Raw genomic sequence first — 22,233 nt, forward strand, 5'->3', positions numbered from 1 at the left:
CGGGCGCGCCGCGCCCACCGGACCCCGAGCGAAAGAGACCGAGCACGCCATGCCACAGCTGCGCTCCCGCACCTCGACCCACGGCCGCAACATGGCCGGCGCCCGCGCCCTGTGGCGGGCCACCGGCATGGGCGACGACGACTTCGGGAAGCCGATCATCGCGATCGCCAACTCCTACACGCAGTTCGTCCCGGGTCACGTCCACCTCAAGGACATGGGCGACCTCGTGGCCTCCGCCGTGCGCGAGGCGGGCGGGGTGACCAAGGAGTTCAACACCATCGCGGTCGACGACGGCATCGCGATGGGCCACGACGGCATGCTCTACTCCCTGCCCTCCCGCGACCTCATCGCGGACTCGGTGGAGTACATGGTCAACGCCCACCGCGCCGACGCGCTCGTGTGCATCTCCAACTGCGACAAGATCACCCCGGGGATGCTGCTGGCGGCCATGCGCCTGAACATCCCGGTGGTCTTCGTCTCGGGCGGCCCCATGGAGTCCGGCGAGGCCGTCGAGGGCGTCGTGGAGCACCGGCTCGACCTCGTCGACGCGATCTCCCTGGCCGCCGACGAGTCGATCACCGACGAGCAGCTCGGGCAGATCGAGCGCAACGCCTGCCCGACCTGCGGCTCGTGCTCCGGGATGTTCACCGCCAACTCCATGAACTGCCTCACCGAGGCCCTCGGGCTCTCCCTGCCGGGCAACGGCACGACCCTGGCCACGCAGGTCGCCCGCAAGGAGCTGTTCTGCGAGGCCGGGCGCCGGATCGTGGACCTGTGCCGGCGCTACTACGACCAGGACGACGACTCGGTGCTGCCGCGCAGCATCGCCACGAAGGCCGCCTTCGGCAACGCCATGGCCCTGGACATCGCCATGGGCGGGTCCACCAACACGATCCTGCACATCCTCGCCGCCGCCCAGGAGGGCGGGGTCGACTTCACCCTCCCGGACATCGACACCCTCTCCCGCCGGGTGCCCTGCCTGTGCAAGGTCGCCCCGAACTCCACGCAGTACCACATCGAGCACGTCCACCGCGCCGGCGGGATCCCCGCGATCCTCGGCGAGCTGCGCCGGGCCGGGCTGCTCGACGAGGACGTGCACAGCGTCCACGCCCCCGACCTCGCCACCTGGCTCGACGAGTGGGACGTGCGCAGCGGCAGGGCCTCCGAGCGCGCGCAGGAGCTCTTCCTCGCCGCCCCCGGCGGGGTGCGCACCACCCGGGCGTTCTCCACCGCCAACCGCTTCGAGTCCCTCGACCTCGACGCCGAGAACGGGTGCATCCGCTCCGTGGCGCACGCCTACACCGCCGACGGCGGCCTGGCCATCCTCTACGGCAACATCGCCGAGGACGGTGCGGTGATCAAGACCGCCGGCATCGACGAGGAGCTCTTCCGCTTCGTGGGCCGGGCCTTCGTGGTCGAGTCCCAGGACGAGGCCGTGTTCGAGATCCTGTCCAAGAACGTGCAGCCGGGCGACGTCGTCGTCATCCAGTACGAGGGCCCCAGGGGCGGGCCCGGCATGCAGGAGATGCTCTACCCGACCTCCTACCTCAAGGGCCTCGGCCTGGGCCGGGAGTGCGCGCTGATCACCGACGGCCGCTTCTCCGGGGGCACCTCCGGGCTCTCGATCGGGCACATCTCCCCGGAGGCCGCCGCCGGCGGCGCCGTGGGGCTCGTCGAGACCGGCGACGAGATCGAGATCGACGTCGCCCGGCGCGTGCTGCGCGTCAACGTCGACGACGCAACCCTCGCCGCCCGCCGCCAGGCCAGGGGCGCCGCCCCGTGGGCGCCGACGAGGCCGCGCGAGCGCCAGGTCTCCCAGGCGCTGCGCGCCTACGCCTCGATGGTCACCTCCGCGGACCGGGGCGCGGTGCGCGTGGTCGACTGACCCGCCCGCCCCGGACGCCCGACGGCGCCGCCCACCGGCCGGTGGGCGGCGCCGTCGTCGTCGGCGGGATGCGCCCCGGGGGTGGAGACGCGGATCACCTCCACTAGAGTGTGCCCGTAGCGCGCCCGACAGGGCGCTCCCGTCGTTCACGCGCCGCCGCCGCGCACACCCGTCCCGCGGCCGCGCGTCCGTCACAGTTCGGAGCTGGAATGGAACTCGTCACCGACATCGTGGGCACCCTGGGCGGCTGGGTGTGGAACGTGGTCTTCGCCGTCCTCATCGGGGTGGGCCTCTACCTCACCGTCCGCACCGGGGTGGTGCAGCTGCGCCTGGTCCCCGAGATGTTCCGCGTCCTGGGCGACAAGCCCGGCCCGGCCGAGGACGGCAAGAAGGGCATCTCCGCCTTCCGCGCCTTCACCGTCTCCGCCGCCTCCCGGGTGGGCACCGGCAACATCGCCGGCGTCGCGATCGCCATCAGCCTCGGCGGGCCCGGGGCCGTGTTCTGGATGTGGGTGATCGCCGGCATCGGCGCGGCCTCGGCCTTCGTGGAGTCCCTGCTGGGCCAGCTCTACAAGATCAAGGCCCCCACCGGCTACGTGGGCGGGCCCGCCTACTACATGGAGCGCGGCATCGGCGCCCGCTGGATGGGCCTGCTGTTCGCCGTGATCATCACCATCACCTACGGCTTCGTGTTCAACTCCGTGCAGTCGAACTCGATCGTCGACGCCCTGGGCGGGTCCCTGGGCATGGACATCGCCGCCGCGGACGCCCTGTGGTTCCGCATCCTGGTGGGCGCGGTGCTCGTGGGGCTGACCGCCGCGATCATCTTCGGCGGCATCCGCCGCATCTCCGCCGTCTCCGAGGTCGTCGTGCCGGTCATGGCGGTGCTCTACCTGCTGCTGGGCCTGCTCGTCGTGGCGCTGAACATCGGCGAGGTCCCGGCCGTGCTGACCCAGATCGTCGAGGGTGCCTTCGGGATCCGCGAGTTCGTCACCGGCGGCGTGATCGGCGTGCTCATCCAGGGCATGAAGCGCGGGCTGTTCTCCAACGAGGCGGGCATGGGCTCCGCCCCCAACGCCGGGGCCACCGCGTCCGTCTCCCACCCCGCCAAGCAGGGCTTCGTGCAGGCGCTGGGCGTCTACTTCGACACCTGGCTGATCTGCTCCGTCACCGCGTTCATCGTGCTGCTGTCGAACCCCGAGTTCGGCGGCCGCGAGGGGGCCTCCCTCACCCAGTCGGCGCTGGCCCTGCAGCTGGGCAGCTGGGCGGTGCACTTCCTGACGGTCGCGATCTTCCTCTTCGCGTTCACCTCGGTGATCGGCAACTACTACTACGGCGAGGCGAACATCCGCTTCCTCACCGGCTCCACCGCGGCGATGACGGCCTACCGGGTGGTCGTGCTCGTGTTCGTCTTCGGCGGGGCCGTGCTCGCCCTGGACCTCGTGTGGTCGCTCGCCGACCTGTTCATGGCGTTCATGGCCACCATCAACCTCGTCGCCCTCGTCCTGCTCGCCGGCGTGGCGACCCGGGTGCTGAAGAACTACGAGGCCCAGCGGCGGCAGGGTCTCGAGCCGGTCTTCCACAGCGGCGACGTCCCGGGCCTCAGCGGCCTGGGCGCCTGGGACGGCACCGACGAGGTGACCACCCGCGCCTACTGGGAGGACCGCCGGGCCGCCCGCACCCGCTGACGGGCCGCACCCGCAACGACGACGGCGCCCGCTCCGCCCCTTCCGAAGGGACGGAGCGGGCGCCGTCGGCGCGCCGGGGCCGGTCTCAGGCGAGGACCTGGCGCTTCGCCGAGATCACCCCGGTGTTGAAGCCGGCCAGGTGCAGGCCGCCGTGGAAGCGGGCGTGCTCGATCTTCACGCAGCGGTCCATCACCACGTCCAGCCCGGCGTCCTCGGCGATCGCGGCGGCCTCCTCGTGCCAGGAGCCCAGCTGCAGCCACAGTGTCCTGGCCCCGGCCTCGACGGCCTCGCGGGCCACGCCCGGCAGGTCGTCGTGCTTGCGGAAGACGTCGACCAGGTCCGGGGTCTCCGGCAGGTCGGCCAGGGACCTGTACACCGGCTGCCCCAGGATCTCGTCGACCACGGGGTTGACGAAGTAGACCCGGTACGGGGAGGAGGACTGGAGGTAGGTCGCCACGAAGTAGGAGGCCCGGGAGGGCTTGTTCGAGGCGCCCACGATGGCGATCGACCCGGTGCGGCGCAGGATGTTCAGCCGCTCCGGGGCGGAGGGCCCGGTCCAGGTGCGGGGCTCGGCGGTCATCGGAGTGCTCCTTCGGGGGCGGGCGCCGGATCGGCGGCGGGGGCGGGGGCGGGGTCCTCGCGGGTCAGCCCGGTCGCGGCGGTGAGCGCCTGGTCGAGGTCCCACAGGATGTCCTCGACGTCCTCGATGCCCACCGAGATGCGGATCAGGTCCTCGCCCACGCCGCCCTGCAGCAGCTGCTCGGCGGTGAGCTGCTGGTGGGTGGTCGAGCCCGGGTGCAGGACCAGGGTGCGGGCGTCCCCGATGTTCGCCAGGTGGCTGGCCAGCTGCAGGGCCTCGATGAACCGCGCGCCGACCTGCCGCCCGCTCAGCCGCTCGGTGGAGACCACGCCGAAGGAGAACACGGAGCCCACGCCCAGCGGCAGGTACTTCTGCGCCCGCTCGCGGTGGGGGTGGCCCGGCAGGCCCGCGTAGTTGACGTAGGCGATGCGGGGGTCCTCGTCGAGCCAGCGGGCCACGGCCTTCGCGTTGGCCAGGTGGGCGTCCATGCGCTGGGGCAGCGTCTCGACGCCCTGCAGCAGGTTCCACGCGGACTGCGGGGACAGGGCCGGGCCGATGTCCCGCAGCTGCTCCGAGCGCAGCTTCGTGAGGAAGCCGTACTCGCCGAAGTTCCCCCACCAGGACACGCCGTTGTAGGAGGCCACGGGCTCCGTCATGGACGGGAAGTTCCCGTTGCCCCAGTCGAAGCGCCCGGACTCGACGACGACGCCGCCCAGCGTGGTGCCGTGGCCGCCCAGGAACTTCGTGGCGGAGTGGATGACGATGTCCGCCCCGTGCTCCAGCGGCCGGATCAGGTAGGGCGGGGTGAGGGTCGCGTCGACGACCAGGGGCACGCCGGCGTCGTGGGCGACCGCGGCGAGGCCCTCGAGGTCGGCGATCTCCCCGGAGGGGTTGGCCACGATCTCGGTGTAGACGGCCTTGGTGTTCGGGCGCAGCGCGGCCCGGTAGTCCTCCGGGTCGGTGCCGGGCACGAAGGTCGTCTCCACGCCGAAGCGGCGCAGGGTGACGTCGAGCTGGGTGACGGTGCCGCCGTAGAGCTGGGCGGAGGCCACGAGGTGGTCCCCGGCCTGGGCGAGCGCCGCGAAGGTGAGGAACTCGGCGGCCATGCCGGAGGCGGTGGCCACGGCGCCGATCCCGCCCTCGAGGGAGGCGATGCGCTCCTCGAAGGCCGCGACGGTCGGGTTGCCGATGCGGGAGTAGATGTTGCCGTACTTCTGCAGCGCGAACAGGTTCGCGGCGTCGTCGGCGTCCTTGAAGACGAACGAACTGGACTGGTAGATCGGGACCGCCCGGGCGCCGTGCTCGGCGTCGGGGGTGCCCCCGGCGTGCAGGGCGCGGGTGCGGAACCCGAACTGGTGGTCGGCCATGGGGAGGGTGCTCCTCGTGCGAGTCGTGCCGCTGGTCGGTCCCGGGGCGGAGGAGGATCCCGGCGGGGGCCGGGAGCGCGCTGCTCCATCGGTCCTGGCGGTAGCACCGTGGGGCCTGCGACGTCGGCCTCGGTTGCTGCGGCGTCGTCGATCCAGGTCTCTCGGCCGCTCGGGATGGCTGCTCCCCATTGTCGTCGTCCGGGGCGTCCGGCGCCAACCGGGGATGTCGTGCGGTGACCGGCGCGGCGGCCGTTCAGTCCCCGGCCGGGGCGTCCCGGCGCCCGGAGCGCGCGCGCAGGTTCTCCCGGGCCACCGCGGAGAGGTTCTCGACCGGCAGCCCCGCCGGGCAGACCTCGACGCAGTCGCCCAGCAGCGAGCACGGGCCGAACTCCTCCTCGGCGGCGGCCAGCACCTTCGCGGAGCGCTCGCGCCGCTCGTCCTCGGTGCGGGCCAGCGGCGGCAGCTCCTTGAGCATCGTGCCCACGAACAGCTGCCCGGAGCCGTTGGGGCACGAGGAGATGCAGGCCCCGCAGCTGATGCACCCGCCGTTGGCGAGGGCCTTCATGGCCACCGGGAACTTCGCGGCCTTGGCCACCCGGCGCAGGGCCTTCTTGTCCACGGACAGGTCCTGCTTCACCGGCAGGGACGCGGCGCGCAGGGGCTCGATCCGCACCCGGTCCCCGTCCCGGTAGGCGCCCAGGTGCTGCATGCAGCTGGCGGCGTTGCGCTCGGGCCCGTGGGCCACGCCGTCGACGGTGACCCCGCACTTGCCGCAGACCCCCTCCCGGCAGCCGTCGTCGAAGGCGACCGGGTCCAGGCCCCCGGCCTCCCGGAGGGCGTTGACCCGGTCCAGCAGCTCGAGGACGGTCATCTCGGGGCGGGCGTCGGGGACCTCGTGGGTCTCGAACGCTCCGGGGGCGTCGGGGGCGGGCTGGCGCCAGACGTCGACGGTCAGGCAGAAGGTGCTCACGCGGTCAGGTCCTTGTCGTCTCGCAGCGTGGTTCGGGGCGTGCCGGGGCGGGTCAGCGGACCCGGCCGGTCAGCACGGCCACCGGGATCGTCGTGTTGCCGGCGGCGACCGCCGCGCCGAGGACGGCGGCCGCGATCCGCAGCCGCCGCTGGGCGGCGGGCGTGCCGGCCAGGCCGGTGTCGTGGGCGATCTCGGGGATGCCGTGGACGAGGTGGGCGGCGAGCGCGGCCATGGCCAGGGCGTAGGCGGCGGCCACCGGGGGGCGGGACAGGCTCGCGACCAGGTTGGCGTGGGCGCTGCCGGGGGCGAAGTCCCGCGCCGCCGCGGGGCGGGCGCCGAGGGTGAGGTCCAGGACGTGGAAGAGCGTGAACAGCCCGAGCACCCCGCCGGTGCTGCGCATCGAGCGCTTGGCGACCGCCCACGGGGAGCGGCGGCGGCCCCGGGGGCGGCGGCCCCGGCGGGGCAGCAGCGTCCCGTTGGCCCGCCGGGCCCGGACCGTGAGGACGGCGGCCCCGCCGGCGTGGGCGAGCAGGCTCGCGGTCAGGACCGCGCGGGCCCCCCACAGCAGGGTCCCGCGCGGCAGCACGGGGGCCCCGGCGGTGCGCAGCAGCTCGGCGTAGGCGTCGAACTTCTCCGGGCCCTGGTAGACCTTCAGGTTCCCGAGCATGTGGACCAGCACGTAGCCGGAGAACACGGCGCCGGAGCCGGCCATCGCCAGCTTCACGTCGGGGGTCGGCACCGCGGACAGGCCGGGCAGCGGGCGCAGCGCGGGCAGCTCGGGCAGCCGCGGGCGCGCGGGGACGGCCGGCGGCGCCGGCGGGCGGGCGCGGTCGGTCGCGGGGGCGGGGGAGTCGGTCACGGCATTCATCCTAGGAGCCGCCCCGGAAGGACGTCACACGTCTCAATGTGGGGTCACATCCGCTTCCCCCGGCGCCGAGGAGCGGCTATCGGCGGCTCCGGGGTGCGCGGAGCCGCCGAACGCCGCCCCTCGGCGTCCGAGGCGGGGCGGTGCGGGAGGGGCGGGCTAGGGCCGGGCGGCGAGGATCCCCGCGATGTGCTCGAGGGCCTCCTCGTTCTGGAGGGAGGAGCGGTCGCCCAGCTCCTGCCCGTCCCACAGCTGGGCGAGCAGGCGGCGGGTGATCTTCCCGGAGCGGGTCTTGGGCAGGTCGGGGACCGCCACGACCGCCCGGGGCTTGGCGATCGGGCCGATCTCCCGGGCCACGTGCTCCCGCAGGACCCGGGTCAGCTCCTCGGCCGGGGCCTGCGCCCCCTCCGGCGTGGGCACGACGAAGGCGAGCACGGCGTGGCCGGTCAGCTCGTCGCGCACCGGAGCCGCCCCGGCCTCGACCACCCACGGGTGGGTGACCAGCGCCGACTCGATCTCGATGGTCGACAGCCGGTGCCCGGAGACGTTGATGACGTCGTCGACCCGGCCCAGGATGTAGATGTCCCCCTCCTCGTCGCAGCGGGCGCCGTCCCCGGCGAGGAACCAGCCCTGCTCGGCGTAGGCCTGCCAGTAGGAGGAGAGGTAGCGCTGCGGGTCGCCCCACACGGTGCGCGCCATCGAGGGGCCGATCGCGTCGACCACCACGAAGCCCTGCACCCCGGGGGGCACGGGGGCCCCGTCCTCGTCGACCACGCGCGTGGAGATCCCCGGGACCGCCCGGGTGGCGCAGCCCGGCTTGGGCGCGGTGCGCGGGGTGCCGGGGGGGAAGGTGCCGGGCGGGGCGAACTGCGGGTCGTGCGGGCGGGGGGACATCACGGTGGCGCCGGTCTCGGACTGCCACCACGTGTCCACGAACGGCACCTCGTCCCGTCCCACCTGGGCCCGCAGCCAGCGCCAGGCCTCCGGGTTGATCGACTCGCCCACCGAGCCCAGCAGCCGGATCGAGTTCAGGTTGTACAGCGGGGGCACGCCCTTGGGGAACGCGCCCATCAGGGAGCGGATCAGCGTGGGGGCCGTGTAGTAGGTGGTCACGCCGTAGCGCTCGATGACCTCGAAGTGCCGGCCCCAGTGCGGGGTGTTCGGGGTGCCCTCGTAGATCACCTCGGTGACGCCGTTGACCAGCGGGCCGTAGATCTCGTAGGTGTGCGCGGTGACCCACGCGAGGTCGGCGGTGCACCAGTGGACGGTCGCGTCCACCTTCGCGGGGTCGTTGACCGCGGAGAGCTCGTCCGGGCGCGGCACGCCCTCCTCGTCCTCGACGTCGGGCAGCAGGTCGAACAGCAGGGCGTGGGTGTAGGCGGCCTGCACGAGGTAGCCGCCCATCGTGTGCACCAGCCCCTTGGGCTTGCCCGTGGTCCCGGAGGTGTAGATGATGAACAGCGGCGTCTCGGCGTCGAAGGCCCGGGCCTCGTGGACCTCCGGCCGGTCGGCGATCAGCTGGTGCCACCACACGTCCCGCCCGGGCGTCCACGGGACGGCGTCCTCCTCCTTGGAGCGCACCCCGCGGGTGCCCCGCGGCAGGTCCGCGCGGCCGGGCCGGGAGGTGCGGCGGACGACGACGACGTGCTCGATCGCGTTCTCGCCGCTGCAGGCCTCGTCGGCGACGGCCTTGACCGGCACCACGGCCCCGCGCCGGTGCTGGCCGTCCGTGGTGACCAGGACCTTCGCCCCGGTGTCCTCCACCCGGAAGCGCAGGGCCTCGGCGGAGAAGCCGCCGAAGACCAGCGAGTGCACGGCGCCGATCCGGGCGCAGGCCAGGGTGATGATCACGGTCTCGGGGATCACGGGCAGGTAGATCACCACGCGGTCGCCCTGCTCCACCCCCAGGGCGGTGAGGGCGTGGGCGGCCCGGGCGACCTCCCGCTGGAGGTCGGCGTAGGTGTAGACGAGGCGGTCGCCGGGCTCGCCCTCGAAGTACAGGGCCACGTGGGCGCCGCGGCCGGCCTCGACGTGGCGGTCCACGCAGTTGTGGGCGACGTTGAGCTTCCCGCCCTCGAACCAGGCGATCTCGGGCACCGACCACGTCGGGCTGCCGTCCTCGTCCTCGCCGATCCGCCGCGGCCGCTCGAAGCGGTGCGCGGTGCGCCAGGGCTCGGCCCAGTCCAGGCGGGAGGCCTGGGTCTCCCAGAAGGCGACCCGGGCCTCGTCCGAGACGAGCGCGGGGTTGGGGGTGGGGGCGTGCGGGTCGCTCCAGCTGAAGCTCACGGTGTGCGGTCCTTCGTCGGTCGTGCGGGGGTGGTCCCACCCTCGCATGTGCGGATGTCCGGGACGTGTCCTCACGTCCAGCGCCGGCCGGCCCAGCGCTCGAACACGCCCAGCAGCGCGTCCGAGGCCTTGCCGAGCACGGCGAGCAGCACGATGGCCAGCAGCAGCCGGTCGGTGCGGCCGTTGTTCTGGGAGTCCGTGAGCAGGAAGCCCAGGCCCATGGACGCGCCCAGCAGCTCGGCGGCCACGAGGAACAGCCACGCCTGGGCCAGGGCCAGGCGCAGGCCCGAGACGACCGAGGGCAGCACCGCCGGCAGCTGCACGGTGGTCAGCAGCCGCAGCCCGTGCAGGCCGAACGCGCGGGCGGCCTCGACCAGGTTGCGGTCCACGTGGCGCAGCGCCGCCGCGACCGTCGTGTACACGGGGAAGAACGCGCCGATGGCCACGAGCACGATCTTCGAGTCCTCGCCGAGGCCGATCCACAGCAGCAGCAGCGGCACCCACGCCAGGGACGGCACGGCGCGGAAGGCCCCGACGGTCGGGCCGACCAGGGCGGCGCCCCACCGGGAGAGGCCGATGAACGAGCCCGCGGCCAGGCCGAGCCCGGCGCCGATGAGGAAGCCCAGGAGCACGCGCTGGGTCGAGATGCCCACATGGGTCCACAGGTCGCCGCTCGCCAGCAGCGCCGCCCCGGCCTCGAGCACGGCCAGGGGCGGGGGCAGCTGCACGGGGCTGAACACCCCGGCGGTGGACAGCACGTGCCACAGCACCAGCAGCACCGCGGGCAGCACCAGTCCCAGCCCGGCCCGCAGCAGCGGCCGGGTCCGCGCCGCGGCGGGGGCCGCGGGGGCGTCGTCGTCGGTCGCGGGGGAGGGGCCCTGCGGGGCGGCGAGGTCGCGGCTCACCGCTGCTGCTCCGCGGCCTCGATCGCCCCGGCCACACGGGAGGCGTCGGCGTCCTCGGCGAGGGAGGGCTCCACGATCGAGGCCAGCGCCTCGTCGATGCTCGCCTGGTCGGCCACGTCGTCGGAGGCCACGAAGATCGGCCCGACGCGCTCCAGCACGGCCAGCTGCTGCTCACCGGGGACGTGGTCGATGTCCAGGTGGGTGCGCCCGAGGACCGTCTCGGCCACGGGCAGCTCGATGCCGGCGGCCTCGGCGAGCAGCCGCGCCGTCTCCTCGGGGTGGGCCAGGGCCCAGTCGCGGGCGTAGGCGTAGACGTCCACCACGGTCTGCGCGGCCTCGGGCTGCTCCTCGAGGAAGTCCTCGCGGGCGTTGAGGAAGCCGTAGGTGTTGAGGTCGACGTCGCGGTGGAACAGCTGCGCGCCGTCCCGCTCCGCCGCGGCCATGATCGGGTCGAGCCCGGCCCACGCGTCGACCTGCCCGTTCTCGAGGGCGGCCCGGCCGTCGGCGTGCTGGAGGTTCTGGACGGTCACCTCGGCCGGGTCCACCCCGGCCCCCTCCAGGGCCTGGAGGAGGAAGAAGTACGGGTCGGTGCCCTTGGTCGCGGCCACGGTGCGGCCCGCGAGGTCCGCGACGTCGTCCACGCCCGTTCCCGGGGTCGTGACCAGCGCGGACCACTCGGGCTGGGAGTAGAGGTCGACGACCTTGATGGGCGAGCCGTTGCTGCGGGCCAGCAGGGCGGCGGAGCCGGCGGTGGAGCCGACGTCGACCGCGCCCGCGCGCAGGGCCTCGTTGGCCTTGTTGGACCCGGCCGACTGCACCCACTCGACCCCCGTGCCGTTCTCGGCGAGCGCGGCCTCGAGCCAGCCCTTCTCCTTGACCACCACGGACAGCGGGTTGTAGGTGGCCCAGTCGACGACGACGGTGTCCTCGCCGGCGGCCTGGGCGGCGGGCTCGCCGGAGCCCTCACCGGCCATGCAGCCGGTGAGGCCGAGGGTCAGGACCGCGGCGAGGGCGGGCAGCGTCAGGGCGGGGCGCTGGGGCATGGGAGGACCTTTCGTGCGGTGCGGTGCGGGCGGGCACGGAGCGGGCGCGGCGGCGCCCGTCCGCGCCCCGCGCGGGGACGGAAGTGCGGAGCGAGGAGGGGGCGGGCGCGCTCAGCGGCCGGGCGCGGAGTGGACGTCGACGCCCAGGTCGCCGAGCAGGCGGACGCGCAGCTCGGCGAGGACCTCGGAGCCGCGGTCGCGGGGGCGCTCGCCGGGGACCTCGAGGACGGTGCGCACCCCGGCCGGGGCGGCCGGGCCGGTGCGCCCGAGCACCAGCACGCGGTCGGCGAGCTGCAGGGCCTCGTCGACGTCGTGGGTGACGAGCAGGACGGTGGTGGGGCGGGCGGCGTGGATTGTCAGCAGCAGGTCCTGCATCCGCAGCCGGGTGAGGGCGTCGAGCGCGCCGAAGGGCTCGTCGAGCAGCAGCACGCCCGGGGTGCGGGCCAGGGCCCGGGCCAGGGAGGCGCGCTGGGCCATGCCCCCGGAGATCTCCCGGGGCCGGTGGCCGGCGTGGGCGGAGAGGCCCACCAGGCGGATCAGGTCGTCGACGACCGCGTCGCCCTCGCCCCGGGGCAGCCCGCGGGGCAGGCCCAGCCGGACGTTCTCGCGCACGGAGCGCCACGGCAGCAGCCGCGGCTCCTGGAACGCGACCGCGCAGCGCGGGTCGGTCCCGGCCACGGGCGTGCCGTCGATGAGCACGCGCCCGGCGGTGGCGGTGTCGAGGCCCGCGGCGGCGCGCAGCAGCGTGGACTTTCCGCAGCCGGAGGGGCCGAGGACCGCGACGACCTCGCCGGCGCGGGCCGTGAAGTCGACGTCGTGGAGCACGTGCTGGGCGGCGGCGCCGGTGCCGAACGCCTTCCCGACGTGCTCGAAGGCGACCGGGACGGCGGGGCCCGCGGTGGCGGCGGGCGCCGGGGCTCCGGCGCGGGACAGCAGCGAAGTGCTCATGATCAGCTCCATCGGTCCTGGCATTAGCACCTCGCACGGGGATCCCGTGCCGGTTGCTGCGACGTCGACGAGCCAGGTCTCTCAGCCGCTCCGGATGGTTACGGCGTCATTGAACGACGCAGGGGGCGCCCCGCGCAAATCGGGTCCGTCCCCGCCGGCCCCGCGGCGCACCTCGGAACGGCGCGCGCGGTACCACGGCCGGGTCCGTGTGACGCCGTGTGGCGGCGTGCGGGCCGGCGCCCGCCGCGGCGCGTCACGGTCTTGGCCCCGGCCGGGACCGCGGCCTTGTCTGGAGGCCCGCCCGCGCCGACGCACCGAGGAGCCCCGCCATGGCCGCAGCCGCCCCGCAGCCCACCACCGACGCCCTCCTGGAGCAGTTCCGTCCCGTCCTCGCGCAGATCGCGGCCGGGGCCGAGCAGCGGGAGGCCGAGCGCGTCCTGCCCTTCGAGCCCGTGGCCCGGCTCAACGAGCTGCGCTTCGGCGCGCTGCTGCTGCCGGCCGAGGCCGGCGGCCGCGGGGCCTCGTGGGCGCAGCTCACCCGGCTGCTCGTGGAGCTGGCGGCCGCGGACTCCAACGTGGCCCACGTCTACCGCTCCCACTTCGGCTTCGTGGCGAGCATCGACCGGGAGCCCGCCCAGCAGGCGCTGTGGTACCCGCGGGTCGCCGCGGGCGAGATCGTCGGCAACGCCGCGACCGAGCGCGGGCGGGCCGTCGTCGGCGCCGCGGAGACGACCCTGGTGCCGCGCCCGGACGGGAGCTGGTCGCTGACCGGGGAGAAGTTCTACAGCACGGGCTCGATCTTCGCCGACTGGATCCAGGTCACCGCCCAGGTGCCGGGGGAGGACCGGCGCTCCCACGCGTTCGTGCGCGCCGGCGCACCGGGCGTGGAGCTGCGCGACGACTGGGACGGCTTCGGCCAGCGCCTCACCGGCACGGGCACGTCCGTGTTCACGGACGTCGTGGTGCCCGCCGACCACGTCCGGTTCCGCGACGGCAGCGCGACCCAGGAGACCGCGGTGTTCCAGCTGGTGCTGCTGGCCGTGCAGGCCGGCATCGCCCAGGCCGCCGTCGAGCGCACCGGGGAGCTGGTCGCGGCCCGCACGCGCGGGTTCAGCACCGGTTCGGGCGTGCTGTTCCGGGAGGACCCCCTGATCCTGCAGCTGGTCGGGCAGCTCTCGGCCAAGGCCTTCGCCGCGCGGGCGACCGTGCTCGAGGCGGCCCGGGAGCTCGACGCCGCGCTCGGGCCCGTGGGCCGGGCGGCTCCCGACGAGGACCCCGTCGCGGTGACCGACCGCTGCGAGCTGGCGGTGCAGCAGGCCCAGGTCGTGGTGCCCCCGCTCGTCGAGGCCGTCACGGGCGGGATGTTCGACGTCCTGGGCGCCTCGGCCGTCTCCCGTTCCCGGCTGCTGGACCGGTACTGGCGCAACGCCCGCACGGTGGCCACCCACAACCCCACCGTCTTCAAGGCCCGGATCGTGGGCGACCACCGCGTCAACGGCACGCCCATGGCCGGGCTGACCGCCATCGGGGAGATCGCCGCGGCGGGCGCCTGAGGCCTCCCCCGGGGACCGGCCCGGGACGGCGGAGCGCACCCGCTGGTGGCCCCGGGCCGCCCGCGGACCGTTGCGCGCGCGGGGACGACGACGCGGCGGGCGCGCAACGACCCGGTCCGTGCATGGACCCGGTCCGCCCGCCCTGTCACCATGGACCCATGACGACCCGGAGCGGCCCGGTGCGGGCGGACCTGGTGCGGGAGAGCTGGGCGGCCTTCGGGGCCGCCCTGGACGGCCTCGGCGACGACGACTCCTGGGCGCCCACCGGCCGCACCGGCTGGGCGGTGCGCGACCTCGTCCACCACGGCCTCGAGGACGCCCGCCGGGCGCTGGTCGCCCTGCACACCCCCACCACGGCCCGGCCGGACCGCGACGCCGTGAGCTGGTGGGCCGAGCGCGAGCACGACCCCGTCCGGGACGCCGAGGACCGGCGCGCCGACCGCGTCGCGGCCGCGCTGGTGCGCGACTGGGAGCGGCTGCGCGAGCTGCACGCCGCGACCGTGCGGGCCGCCGCCCACGCCGCCGGGCACGCCGGCGCCGGCGCCGCGGTGCGCACCGCGGGCCACGTGCTGCGGGTCGAGGACCTCCTGAGCACCCTCGCCGTGGCCACGACCGTGCGCCACCTGGACCTCATCCGCCACCTCGACGGCACCCCCGGGCCCTCGGCGGACGGGCTCGCCGAGGTGCGCCGCGTGCTCACCGAGCTGTGGGGCCGGGAGCCGCTCGAGCACTGGAGCGACGAGCACTTCGCCCGCATCGGCACCGGCCGCGCCGAGCCCACCGACGAGGAGCGCGCCCTGCTGGGCGAGCGCGCCCGGGACCTGCCGCTGCTGCGCTGACCCGCCTTCCCGTCCCGGGCCCGCCGCCGCGGGACCCGCCGGGATCCTCGCCCGCCGGGGCCCGGAGGAGGAGGATGGGGCCATGACGATCAACGACCCCGCCGTCATCGACCGCCTCCTCACCGAGCCCGCCCGCTGGGCCGTCGTGGGCCTGAGCCGCAACCGCACCCGCCCCGCCCACTCGGTGGCCCGGCGGATGCGCGACGAGCTCGGGATGACCGTGGTGCCCGTCAACCCCCGCGGCGAGGACGTCCACGGCGAGACCGGCTTCCGCACGCTCGGGGAGGTCCCGCCGCCCCTCGACGTCGTCGACTGCTTCGTGAACTCCCGCCGCGTGGGCGCGGTCGTGGACCAGGCGGTCGCCGCCGGGGCGCGGGCGGTGTGGCTGCAGCTCGGCGTCGTGGACCGCGCCGCCGCGGCCCGGGCCGAGGAGGCGGGCCTGGACGTCGTGATGGACACCTGCCCGCTCATCGAGCTGCGCGCCCGGCTCGACGCCGGGTGGACCCTCGACCCCGCCCGCACGCCCCCGCTGGCCCGCCCCTGAGCGCACCGCCGAGGACCCGCCCGCGGCGGCCGGGGTACCCCGAGGGTTGCGCACCCCCCGGTCGGGGCCGCTAGGCTGGCCCGCAGCACGAACGATGATGAGACCCGACGCGAAGCTCTGGCTGGTCGGGCGGCAACCCTCTCCCGTAGCGGGGTGCCCCAGATGAGCATCGGGCCGTGGCGTCAGGTGCGCCCCGGCAAGTACGGCGCCCGCGGGCGTCAGACCCGCGAGCAGGTCCCAGGACGCACGGGCGCGGGGAAGCACCGAGCTGGAGGATCTCCGTGAGCAAGCGCATCGCCCTGAACGCCTTCGACATGTCCTGCGTCGGCCACCAGGCCCCCGGCCTGTGGAAGCACCCGCGGTCGCGGGCGGACGAGTACAACACCCTCGAGTACTGGACGGACGTCGCCCAGCTGCTCGAGCGGGGCCTGTTCGACGCGATGTTCCTGGCGGACGTCGTCGGCTACTACGACGTCTACCGGAACTCGGCGGCGCCGGTGATCAAGGACGCCACGCAGATCCCGGTCAACGACCCGTTCATGCACGTCTCCGCGATGGCGGCCGTCACGAAGCACCTGGGCTTCGGCATCACCAGCGCGATCACCTACGAGCAGCCCTACCCGCTGGCCCGCAGGTTCGCGACCCTCGACCACCTGACCCGGGGCCGGGTCGGCTTCAACGTGGTCACCTCCTACCTGAAGTCCGCGGCGGAGAACCACGGGCTGACGGACCAGATCTCCCACGACGAGCGCTACGAGATCGCCGAGGAGTTCATGGACGTCTGCTACAAGCTGTGGGAGGGCTCCTGGGAGGACGGCGCGGTCAAGCGCGACCGGGTCGGCGGCGTCTTCGCCGACCCCGCCCTCGTGCACCCCATCCGGCACCACGGCAAGTACTTCGACGTCCCGGGCATCGGCCTCACCGAGCCCTCCCCCCAGCGCACCCCGCTGATCTTCCAGGCCGGGGCCTCCTCCCGCGGGCGCGCCTTCGCGGGCCGCCACGCCGAGGCCGTGTTCGTCGGCGGCATCCGCCCGGACCTCACCCGCGTGGTCACCGACCGGCTGCGCGACGAGGCCGAGGCCCACGGCCGGCGCCGGGAGGACCTGAAGATCTTCGCGATGCTGCACGTGATCGTCGACGAGACGGACGCCAAGGCCGAGCAGAAGCGCCGGGACTACGAGCGCTACGCGGACACCGACGGCGCGCTGGGCCTGGTGGGCGGCTGGTCCGGGGTGGACCTGGGCCGCTTCGACGAGGACGACGTCCTGGAGTACGTCCGGACGGAGTCCATCCAGTCCTTCCTCACCCCGTTCACCACCGCGGACCCGAACAAGAAGTGGACCGTCCGGGAGGTCGCCAAGCACATCTCCATGGGCGGGATGGGCGTGCCGATCGTCGGGTCCCCGCAGACGGTCGCCGACGAGCTCGAGCGGTGGATCGACGAGGGCGGGCTCGACGGGATCAACCTCGCCTACCACGTCTCCCCGGGCTCCTTCGAGGACTTCGTCGAGTGGGTGGTCCCCGAGCTGCAGAGGCGCGGGCGCTACCGCACCGCCTACGAGGGCACCACGCTGCGGGAGAACCTCTACGGCGCCGGGCAGGCCAAGGTCCTCGACACCCACCCCGCCGCCCGCTACCGCGGCGCCTACGCCGGGCAGCCCTCCGCGGCCGACACCCCCGCCCGCGAGCTCGTCTGAGCGCGGGGGCCCGCCGCGGGCACCGGAGGCACCCGCCCGCGGACGGCGCCGCGGCGGCCCCCCGCACGGGGAGCCGCCGCGGCGCCGTCCGCGGGGACCGGCCTCAGCCCGTGGGGGCGGCGCCCCAGCGCAGCAGCGCGGCGACGTCGGTCCCGTGCGGCAGCGCACCCGGGGGCACGAACACGGGCCGCCCGTCGGTGAGCACCGCCGCGCGCACCAGCGCGGCGTCGGCCGGCACGAGCCCGAGCACCCCGGCGCCCACGGCCTCCGAGGCCTCGAGCGCGATCCACGGCTCGGCGTCCAGGGCCAGCAGCTCCTGCTCGGTGTCCAGATGCGTGTCGTCCAGCAGGACGGTCTCGGCCTGCGCCTGCTGCAGGGCCAGCACCACGGGGGCGACCCCGGAGACCGCCGTGGGCTCGGGGCGGTTCTGCTGCTGGGCCAGCCGCTCGAGCAGCTCCTGCTGGCGGTGGGCGATCACCTCGGCGACCCGCTCCTCGACCTGGTGCTCCAGGTCCGCGGAGCGGCTGCCCTCGGCGCGGGTGTTCGCGTCGATCGTGCTGAGCATCGCCCGGCTGGCCTTGGAGAGCTGGTCCTCCACGAGCCCGCGGGCCCGCAGGTCCCCGGCCAGCACCACGAGCTGGGCCCCGGACTCGGCCACGACCTTGTCGATCTGCTCGGCGACCTGCTCGGTGTTGCGCCGCCACACGTCCTCGGTGTGGCGCTGCCAGCGCCCCTGGGACCAGCCGCCGCCGGGGAACTTCTTCAGGTGCTCCGTCTCGCCCTCGATCTGCTGCTCGTCGGTGGAGGGCACGCGGCTGGCCCAGTGGAGGCAGATCTCGCCGCCGTCGCGGCCGACCTCGGCCACCACGTAGGGGAAGTCGTCCGGGCGGTGGCGGAACAGCGGGGTGAGGTCGGGAACCTCCTCCACCCGCACCACGCCCTGCCCGGCCAGCGGACCGGGGAGGACCTCGTCGATCTCCACCGTGCCGTCGCGCACCAGCAGGTAGCGGCAGACGGGGTCGGGCACGCCCTCGGCCGGCCGCACGGCCCGCTCGACCGCGGCGAGATCGGCCTTGCTCGCCCCCTGCTCGGCGAGCCGGCGGCAGACGTTCTCGGGCAGCACGTCGATCGAGTGGAGGGAGTCGACCGTGCCCGTGCTGATGTCCGTGTACACGGTGCACCAGGGGCCCTTGCTCTTGAACAGTTCGGCGTAGCGGTGGAATCGGCTCGTCATGGTGGCAACTCCCTGCTGTCCAGCGGTTCTCCTGTGGTGCAGACCACGTTATCCGACCGCCCGGGCGCTGGGAACCGGCGCCCGGACGAGTAGGGTCGGGGGCACAGGACCGGTGCCCGCACCGGTCGGAGGCGAGCCCCACCACGCAGGAGGAAGTCATGACCGACGCACCCGGCACCCCCTTCGACGCGAGCTTCGAGGCGGACGAGGCGGACCGCCTCGAGCAGACCCTCGAGGCGGAGCGGCCCGAGGTCGCCGAGCACGACGAGGAGACGCCTGCGCACCTGCGGGACCGCTCGGCGGAGTCCTCGCTGGAGGCCGACCCCACCGACCTCGAGGAGCAGGAGCTCGAGGTGGACCTGCGGGAGCCCGAGGACGAGCAGGCCTGACCCGCGGGGCGCACCCGCACGCGGCGCCCGTCCCGCCCGCCGGTCCCCGGCGGCGCGGGGCGGGCGCCGTCGCGTCCACCGGGGACCGGGGCCCCGGCAGGGCCGCGGACGGGCTCCGGGAGGGCGCGGGGGAAGAAGTTCCGCAGAAAAATGTGATCCGGTGCATCCGGGGGCGCCTCCCCGGCGGTAGTAGGGGTGCAAGGTCGATCCCGCTCCCGCCCGGGAGCCCGTTGAAGGAGCCACCGTCATGCGCAAGACCCTCTCCGCCGCCGCCGTCCTCGGTCTCGGGGCCGGTGCCCTCTCGATGTCCCCGGCGGCCGCCGCCGAGCACGCCGAGCTCTCCGTGCTCCACGGCGTTCCCGACACGGTCGTCGACGTCTGGGTCAACGGCGAGCTGACCCTGGACGACTTCGAGCCCGGGGCCCTCGCCGGTCCGCTCGAGCTCCCGGCCGGCAGCTACGACCTGGCGATCACCGCCCCCGACGCCCCCGATGCCTCGGCGCCGATCATCGGCCCGGTCACCGCCGAGCTCGAGACCGGCATGAACTACACCGCCGCCGCCCACCTCGACGCGGAGGGCAACCCGACCGCCGCCCTGTTCACCAACGACATGTCGGAGATCGAGGCCGGGAAGTCCCACCTGACCGTCCGCCACGTGGCCGCCGCCCCGGCGGTGGACGTGCTCGCCGGCGGCCAGCCGATCATCCAGGGCCTGGAGAACCCGGACGAGCAGACGCTGCCCGTCGACGCCGGGACGGTCTCCGCCGCCGTCGCCGCGGCCGGCACGACCGACCCGGTGATCGGCCCGGCCGACCTGACCCTGGCCGAGGGCACCCACAACATCGTCTACGCGTGGGGCTCCCTCGAGGCCGGCAACCTCCAGCTCGCCGTCCAGACCCTGGAGGGCATGGAGCAGGCGCCGGGCGCGGTGCCCGGCGGGCAGTCCGGCCTGGCCGCCCAGGAGAGCGGCACGATGCTGAGCACCGGGCTGGCCGCCGCGGGCGGGCTCGCGCTGATCGGCGCCGCGCTCGCCGCCCAGCGCGCGGTCTCCTCCCGCCGGCGGTTCGCGCAGGACCGCCTGCGGTGACGGACCGCCGACGGCGCGGGCCGGGGGCGCACCGCGCGCCCGGCCCGCGCCCCCCGGGGGAGCAGATCCCCGGCCCCCCTCGCCGCCACGGGGCGGCGGCGGGGGCCGGGCTCCTCGCCGCGGCGGCGCTGCTCGCCGCCGCGGCCGCCGTCGTCCCGTCCGCCGGGGACGACGACGGAGCGGGCGGCGCGGCGGCCGTGGGGTCCCTCGCCCCGCCGTCGTCCGCGCCGCCCGCCGCCCCCGCCCCGTCCCCGGCGGTCCCGGCCGACCGGATCCCCGGCCCCGCCGACGTCCCGGTCGCCCCCGCGACCCCGCGGCCGGCGGAGCGCGTGCCCGCCCCCGTGCGGGTCGTGGTGGCCGGCACCCCCATCGACATGCCCGTGCTGCCGGTCGGGATCGAGGACGACGGGGCGATGACCCTGCCCGACAACCACGTGGAGCTCGGCTGGTACCGCCACGGCCCGGCCCCCGGCGCCGGCGAGGGCGCGGCCGTGATCGCCGGCCACGTCGACACCCTGACGGAGGTGACCCCCATGGCCCGGCTGCAGGACGTGCGCCCCGGCACGGAGGTCGTCGTGGAGCGCGCCGACGGATCCGCGCAGCGCTACCGCACCGAGGCCGTCGAGCACGTGCACAAGCGCAGCCTCGAGGACGCCGACCTCTTCCGCCGCGACGGTGCACCCGCGCTGCACCTCGTCACCTGCGGGGGCGAGTGGCTCGAGGAGATCGGCGACTACGAGGACAACGTCGTGCTCCGGGCGGTCCCGGTGGACTGACCAGGACACGACCCCGGACACGACGACGGGCCCTGTGATGACCGCGACCGCCACGTCCACTAGGCTGGGCAGCACCTGCCGGGCGCGCCCCGCGCCGCCGAATCCCGCGAGGAGCCCCTCCCCGATGCCGACGCCGCCCCCCGAGTGGGGACCCGAGCTCGACGCCGCGTTCGCCGCGGGGGACGAGCACGCGCTGGCGGCCGCGTTCCGGCACTGCGCCGGACTCGTGCGCGCCCTGGCCGTCCGGGCCCTGCGCGACGACGCGGCGGCAGACGACGTGGTCCAGGAGGTGTTCGTGCGCGCGTGGAAGTACCGGTCCGGGTACAGCCCCGAGCGCTCCTCGGCCCCCGCCTGGCTCGTGGGCATCGCCCGCAACTGCATCGCCGACGCCGCGCGCACCGCCGGGCGGGAGGCCGCCCAGCGCCAGGCCGCCGTCGCCGGCGAGCACGGCGGCACCCACGAGGAAGCCGACCTGCTGGTGGACCGGATGCTCGTGCGCTCGGAGATCCGCCGGCTCGGCCCGCCCCGCTCCACGATCGTGGCGCTGGCCGTCTACGAGGAGCTCACGCACCAGCAGATCGCCCACCGCCTGGACCTGCCCCTGGGCACGGTCAAGAGCCACCTGAGGCGCGGCCTGACCCACCTCCGCACCCGACTCGAGGACGACCATGGCACACCTGAGTGAGGAGACGCTGACGCTCCTGGCCCTGGGTGAGTCCCCGGAGCCCGCGGAGCGCGCGCACCTGGACGGCTGCGGGCGCTGCGCCGCCGAGCTCGCCGCGCTCGGGCACGTGGTGCGCGCCGGCCGCGCCGAGCCCGCCCCGGTCCCCGCCCCGGACCCGCGCGTGTGGGCCGCGATCCACGCCGAGCTGGGTCTCGCCGCCGAGCTCGCCGCCGACCCGCTCGCCACCGGGGACCCGGGCGCGGACCGGGCGCCCTCCGCGCCGGGGGCGACCGGCCCGGACCCCGCCGGCCGGGCCTCCGCGGCTACCTCCGGCCCGGACGGGACCGGGCAGGACGTGACCGGGCAGGACGTGACCGGGCAGGACGCCGGGGAGCGGCCCGGGACGGCCGCCCGGGACGACGGTGCCGGCTCGGGCGGGGTCGTGGACCTCGCCGCCCGCCGCCGGGCCCGCCGCGGGGTGCCGTGGCCGCTGGCCGCCGCCGCGGCGGCCGCCGCCCTGGTCGTGGGCGGGGTCTCCGTCTGGGGCGCCCAGCGCCTGGACCGGGAGCCGGATCCCACGGTGCTGGCCACCGCCGAGCTCGAGCCCCTCGCCGGCTACACCGCCCGCGGCTCGGCGGAGGTGGACGAGCGCGCGGACGGGACCCGACAGCTGGTCGTGCGCACGGACCCCGCCGACGTCGACGGCTTCAAGGAGGTCTGGCTGCTCGCCCCGGACGCGCAGCGGATGGTCAGCCTGGGCGTGATGGCCGGCGACGAGGCCGTGTTCGTGCTGCCCGAGAACCTCGACGTGGAGCAGTTCCCCGTCGTCGACGTCTCCGACGAGCCGGTCGACGGCGACCCGACCCACTCCGGGGACTCGATCGTGCGCGGGGTCCTGGCGACCTGAGCCGGC

The 22,233-nt window shown here is 75.3% G+C and carries 20 protein-coding genes and 2 riboswitches; of the genes, 11 read left to right on the forward strand and 9 right to left on the reverse strand.

Features of this window, described 5'->3' with window-relative positions; genetic code table 11:
- The first annotated feature begins 49 nt into the window (after positions 1-49).
- Positions 50-1,885 (forward strand): dihydroxy-acid dehydratase, encoded by a 1,836-nt coding sequence (ilvD, locus tag LQU92_RS09140; RefSeq protein WP_230780105.1) that lies wholly within the window; start codon positions 50-52, stop codon positions 1,883-1,885.
- 209 nt (positions 1,886-2,094) lie between these two features.
- Entirely contained in the window at positions 2,095-3,573 is a 1,479-nt protein-coding gene (locus tag LQU92_RS09145; RefSeq protein WP_230780107.1) for a sodium:alanine symporter family protein, read from the forward strand.
- A gap of 85 nt (positions 3,574-3,658) precedes the next feature.
- Here the strand turns inward: LQU92_RS09145 and LQU92_RS09150 are convergent, their stop codons facing one another.
- From LQU92_RS09150 to LQU92_RS09185, 8 genes are all read right to left on the reverse strand, one after another.
- A complete protein-coding gene (locus LQU92_RS09150; RefSeq protein WP_101851643.1) occupies positions 3,659-4,153 on the reverse strand; it encodes a CoA-binding protein in 495 nt (164 codons plus the stop codon).
- Positions 4,150-5,520 carry an O-acetylhomoserine aminocarboxypropyltransferase/cysteine synthase family protein gene (locus LQU92_RS09155; RefSeq protein WP_230780109.1) on the reverse strand — a complete coding sequence of 457 codons (1,371 nt, stop codon included), beginning with the start codon at positions 5,518-5,520 and terminating at the stop codon, positions 4,150-4,152. The genes LQU92_RS09150 and LQU92_RS09155 overlap by 4 nt, the downstream gene beginning before the upstream one ends.
- A 253-nt stretch (positions 5,521-5,773) precedes the next feature.
- Entirely contained in the window at positions 5,774-6,490 is a 717-nt protein-coding gene (locus tag LQU92_RS09160; RefSeq protein WP_230780111.1) for a 2Fe-2S iron-sulfur cluster-binding protein, read from the reverse strand.
- A gap of 52 nt (positions 6,491-6,542) precedes the next feature.
- The gene (locus tag LQU92_RS09165) at positions 6,543-7,349 is read right to left on the reverse strand and encodes a succinate dehydrogenase (protein WP_230780113.1); all 807 of its coding nucleotides are present in this window, start codon (positions 7,347-7,349) and stop codon (positions 6,543-6,545) included.
- 165 nt (positions 7,350-7,514) lie between these two features.
- On the reverse strand, positions 7,515-9,689 hold the full coding sequence (locus LQU92_RS09170; RefSeq protein ID WP_230780115.1) for an AMP-binding protein: 2,175 nt from the start codon (positions 9,687-9,689) through the stop codon (positions 7,515-7,517).
- Between the two features lie 23 nt (positions 9,690-9,712).
- A complete protein-coding gene (locus LQU92_RS09175; RefSeq protein ID WP_374229673.1) occupies positions 9,713-10,546 on the reverse strand; it encodes an ABC transporter permease in 834 nt (277 codons plus the stop codon).
- Entirely contained in the window at positions 10,543-11,589 is a 1,047-nt protein-coding gene (locus LQU92_RS09180) for an aliphatic sulfonate ABC transporter substrate-binding protein (protein WP_230780116.1), read from the reverse strand. Before LQU92_RS09180 ends, LQU92_RS09175 begins: the two co-directional genes overlap by 4 nt.
- A 111-nt stretch (positions 11,590-11,700) precedes the next feature.
- Positions 11,701-12,537 (reverse strand): ABC transporter ATP-binding protein, encoded by an 837-nt coding sequence (locus LQU92_RS09185; RefSeq protein ID WP_101853039.1) that lies wholly within the window; start codon positions 12,535-12,537, stop codon positions 11,701-11,703.
- Between the two features lie 5 nt (positions 12,538-12,542).
- Positions 12,543-12,638, reverse strand: a riboswitch (SAM riboswitch).
- Between the two features lie 228 nt (positions 12,639-12,866).
- Here LQU92_RS09185 and LQU92_RS09190 point away from each other — a divergent pair.
- The 4 genes from LQU92_RS09190 to LQU92_RS09205 all read left to right on the forward strand — a co-directional run bounded on the left by LQU92_RS09190 (position 12,867) and on the right by LQU92_RS09205 (position 17,170).
- Positions 12,867-14,090, forward strand: coding sequence for an acyl-CoA dehydrogenase family protein (locus tag LQU92_RS09190; RefSeq protein WP_101851648.1), 1,224 nt, complete (start codon positions 12,867-12,869; stop codon positions 14,088-14,090).
- Between the two features lie 158 nt (positions 14,091-14,248).
- The gene (locus tag LQU92_RS09195) at positions 14,249-14,929 is read left to right on the forward strand and encodes a maleylpyruvate isomerase N-terminal domain-containing protein (protein WP_180814638.1); all 681 of its coding nucleotides are present in this window, start codon (positions 14,249-14,251) and stop codon (positions 14,927-14,929) included.
- A gap of 82 nt (positions 14,930-15,011) precedes the next feature.
- Positions 15,012-15,473, forward strand: a complete 462-nt coding sequence (locus LQU92_RS09200) for a CoA-binding protein (protein WP_230780119.1) — start codon at positions 15,012-15,014, stop codon at positions 15,471-15,473.
- 93 nt (positions 15,474-15,566) lie between these two features.
- Positions 15,567-15,682: riboswitch (SAM riboswitch) on the forward strand.
- A gap of 72 nt (positions 15,683-15,754) precedes the next feature.
- Positions 15,755-17,170 (forward strand): LLM class flavin-dependent oxidoreductase, encoded by a 1,416-nt coding sequence (locus LQU92_RS09205; protein ID WP_230780122.1) that lies wholly within the window; start codon positions 15,755-15,757, stop codon positions 17,168-17,170.
- A 103-nt stretch (positions 17,171-17,273) separates the two neighbouring features.
- On the opposite strand, the gene LQU92_RS09210 is transcribed toward LQU92_RS09205, so the two are convergent.
- Positions 17,274-18,404: a Vms1/Ankzf1 family peptidyl-tRNA hydrolase gene (locus LQU92_RS09210; protein WP_230780125.1), complete on the reverse strand. Its 1,131-nt coding sequence runs from the start codon at positions 18,402-18,404 to the stop codon at positions 17,274-17,276.
- A gap of 158 nt (positions 18,405-18,562) precedes the next feature.
- Between LQU92_RS09210 and LQU92_RS09215 the strand changes: the two genes are divergently transcribed.
- The 5 genes from LQU92_RS09215 to LQU92_RS09235 all read left to right on the forward strand — a co-directional run bounded on the left by LQU92_RS09215 (position 18,563) and on the right by LQU92_RS09235 (position 22,227).
- Complete coding sequence (locus LQU92_RS09215; protein ID WP_058857228.1) at positions 18,563-18,793, forward strand: hypothetical protein; 231 nt, start codon at positions 18,563-18,565, stop codon at positions 18,791-18,793.
- A gap of 247 nt (positions 18,794-19,040) precedes the next feature.
- A complete protein-coding gene (locus LQU92_RS09220) occupies positions 19,041-19,880 on the forward strand; it encodes a DUF4397 domain-containing protein (RefSeq protein WP_230780128.1) in 840 nt (279 codons plus the stop codon).
- Positions 19,877-20,656: a class F sortase gene (locus tag LQU92_RS15145; RefSeq protein ID WP_230780129.1), complete on the forward strand. Its 780-nt coding sequence runs from the start codon at positions 19,877-19,879 to the stop codon at positions 20,654-20,656. The genes LQU92_RS09220 and LQU92_RS15145 overlap by 4 nt, the downstream gene beginning before the upstream one ends.
- 124 nt (positions 20,657-20,780) lie before the next feature.
- Entirely contained in the window at positions 20,781-21,341 is a 561-nt protein-coding gene (locus LQU92_RS09230; RefSeq protein WP_112254964.1) for an RNA polymerase sigma factor, read from the forward strand.
- Positions 21,325-22,227 carry an anti-sigma factor gene (locus LQU92_RS09235; RefSeq protein WP_230780131.1) on the forward strand — a complete coding sequence of 301 codons (903 nt, stop codon included), beginning with the start codon at positions 21,325-21,327 and terminating at the stop codon, positions 22,225-22,227. The genes LQU92_RS09230 and LQU92_RS09235 overlap by 17 nt, the downstream gene beginning before the upstream one ends.
- Positions 22,228-22,233: the final 6 nt, after the last annotated feature.

It is taken from the genome of Kocuria sp. LUK (assembly GCF_021012935.1).
GTDB classification, from domain to species: Bacteria; Actinomycetota; Actinomycetes; order Actinomycetales; family Micrococcaceae; genus Kocuria; species Kocuria flava.

Bases quoted from the DNA above. Each gene is read 5' to 3' on its own strand.
- ilvD (WP_230780105.1), top strand. From the start codon at position 50: ATGCCACAGCTGCGCTCCCGCACCTCGACCCACGGCCGCAACATGGCC.
- LQU92_RS09145 (WP_230780107.1), top strand. From the start codon at position 2,095: ATGGAACTCGTCACCGACATCGTGGGCACCCTGGGCGGCTGGGTGTGG.
- LQU92_RS09150 (WP_101851643.1), bottom strand. From the start codon at position 4,153: ATGACCGCCGAGCCCCGCACCTGGACCGGGCCCTCCGCCCCGGAGCGG.
- LQU92_RS09155 (WP_230780109.1), bottom strand. From the start codon at position 5,520: ATGGCCGACCACCAGTTCGGGTTCCGCACCCGCGCCCTGCACGCCGGG.
- LQU92_RS09170 (WP_230780115.1), bottom strand. From the start codon at position 9,689: ATGCGAGGGTGGGACCACCCCCGCACGACCGACGAAGGACCGCACACC.
- LQU92_RS09180 (WP_230780116.1), bottom strand. From the start codon at position 11,589: ATGCCCCAGCGCCCCGCCCTGACGCTGCCCGCCCTCGCCGCGGTCCTG.
- LQU92_RS09185 (WP_101853039.1), bottom strand. From the start codon at position 12,537: ATGAGCACTTCGCTGCTGTCCCGCGCCGGAGCCCCGGCGCCCGCCGCC.
- LQU92_RS09190 (WP_101851648.1), top strand. From the start codon at position 12,867: ATGGCCGCAGCCGCCCCGCAGCCCACCACCGACGCCCTCCTGGAGCAG.
- LQU92_RS09195 (WP_180814638.1), top strand. From the start codon at position 14,249: ATGACGACCCGGAGCGGCCCGGTGCGGGCGGACCTGGTGCGGGAGAGC.
- LQU92_RS09200 (WP_230780119.1), top strand. From the start codon at position 15,012: ATGACGATCAACGACCCCGCCGTCATCGACCGCCTCCTCACCGAGCCC.
- LQU92_RS09210 (WP_230780125.1), bottom strand. From the start codon at position 18,404: ATGACGAGCCGATTCCACCGCTACGCCGAACTGTTCAAGAGCAAGGGC.
- LQU92_RS09215 (WP_058857228.1), top strand. From the start codon at position 18,563: ATGACCGACGCACCCGGCACCCCCTTCGACGCGAGCTTCGAGGCGGAC.
- LQU92_RS09220 (WP_230780128.1), top strand. From the start codon at position 19,041: ATGCGCAAGACCCTCTCCGCCGCCGCCGTCCTCGGTCTCGGGGCCGGT.
- LQU92_RS09230 (WP_112254964.1), top strand. From the start codon at position 20,781: ATGCCGACGCCGCCCCCCGAGTGGGGACCCGAGCTCGACGCCGCGTTC.
- LQU92_RS09235 (WP_230780131.1), top strand. From the start codon at position 21,325: ATGGCACACCTGAGTGAGGAGACGCTGACGCTCCTGGCCCTGGGTGAG.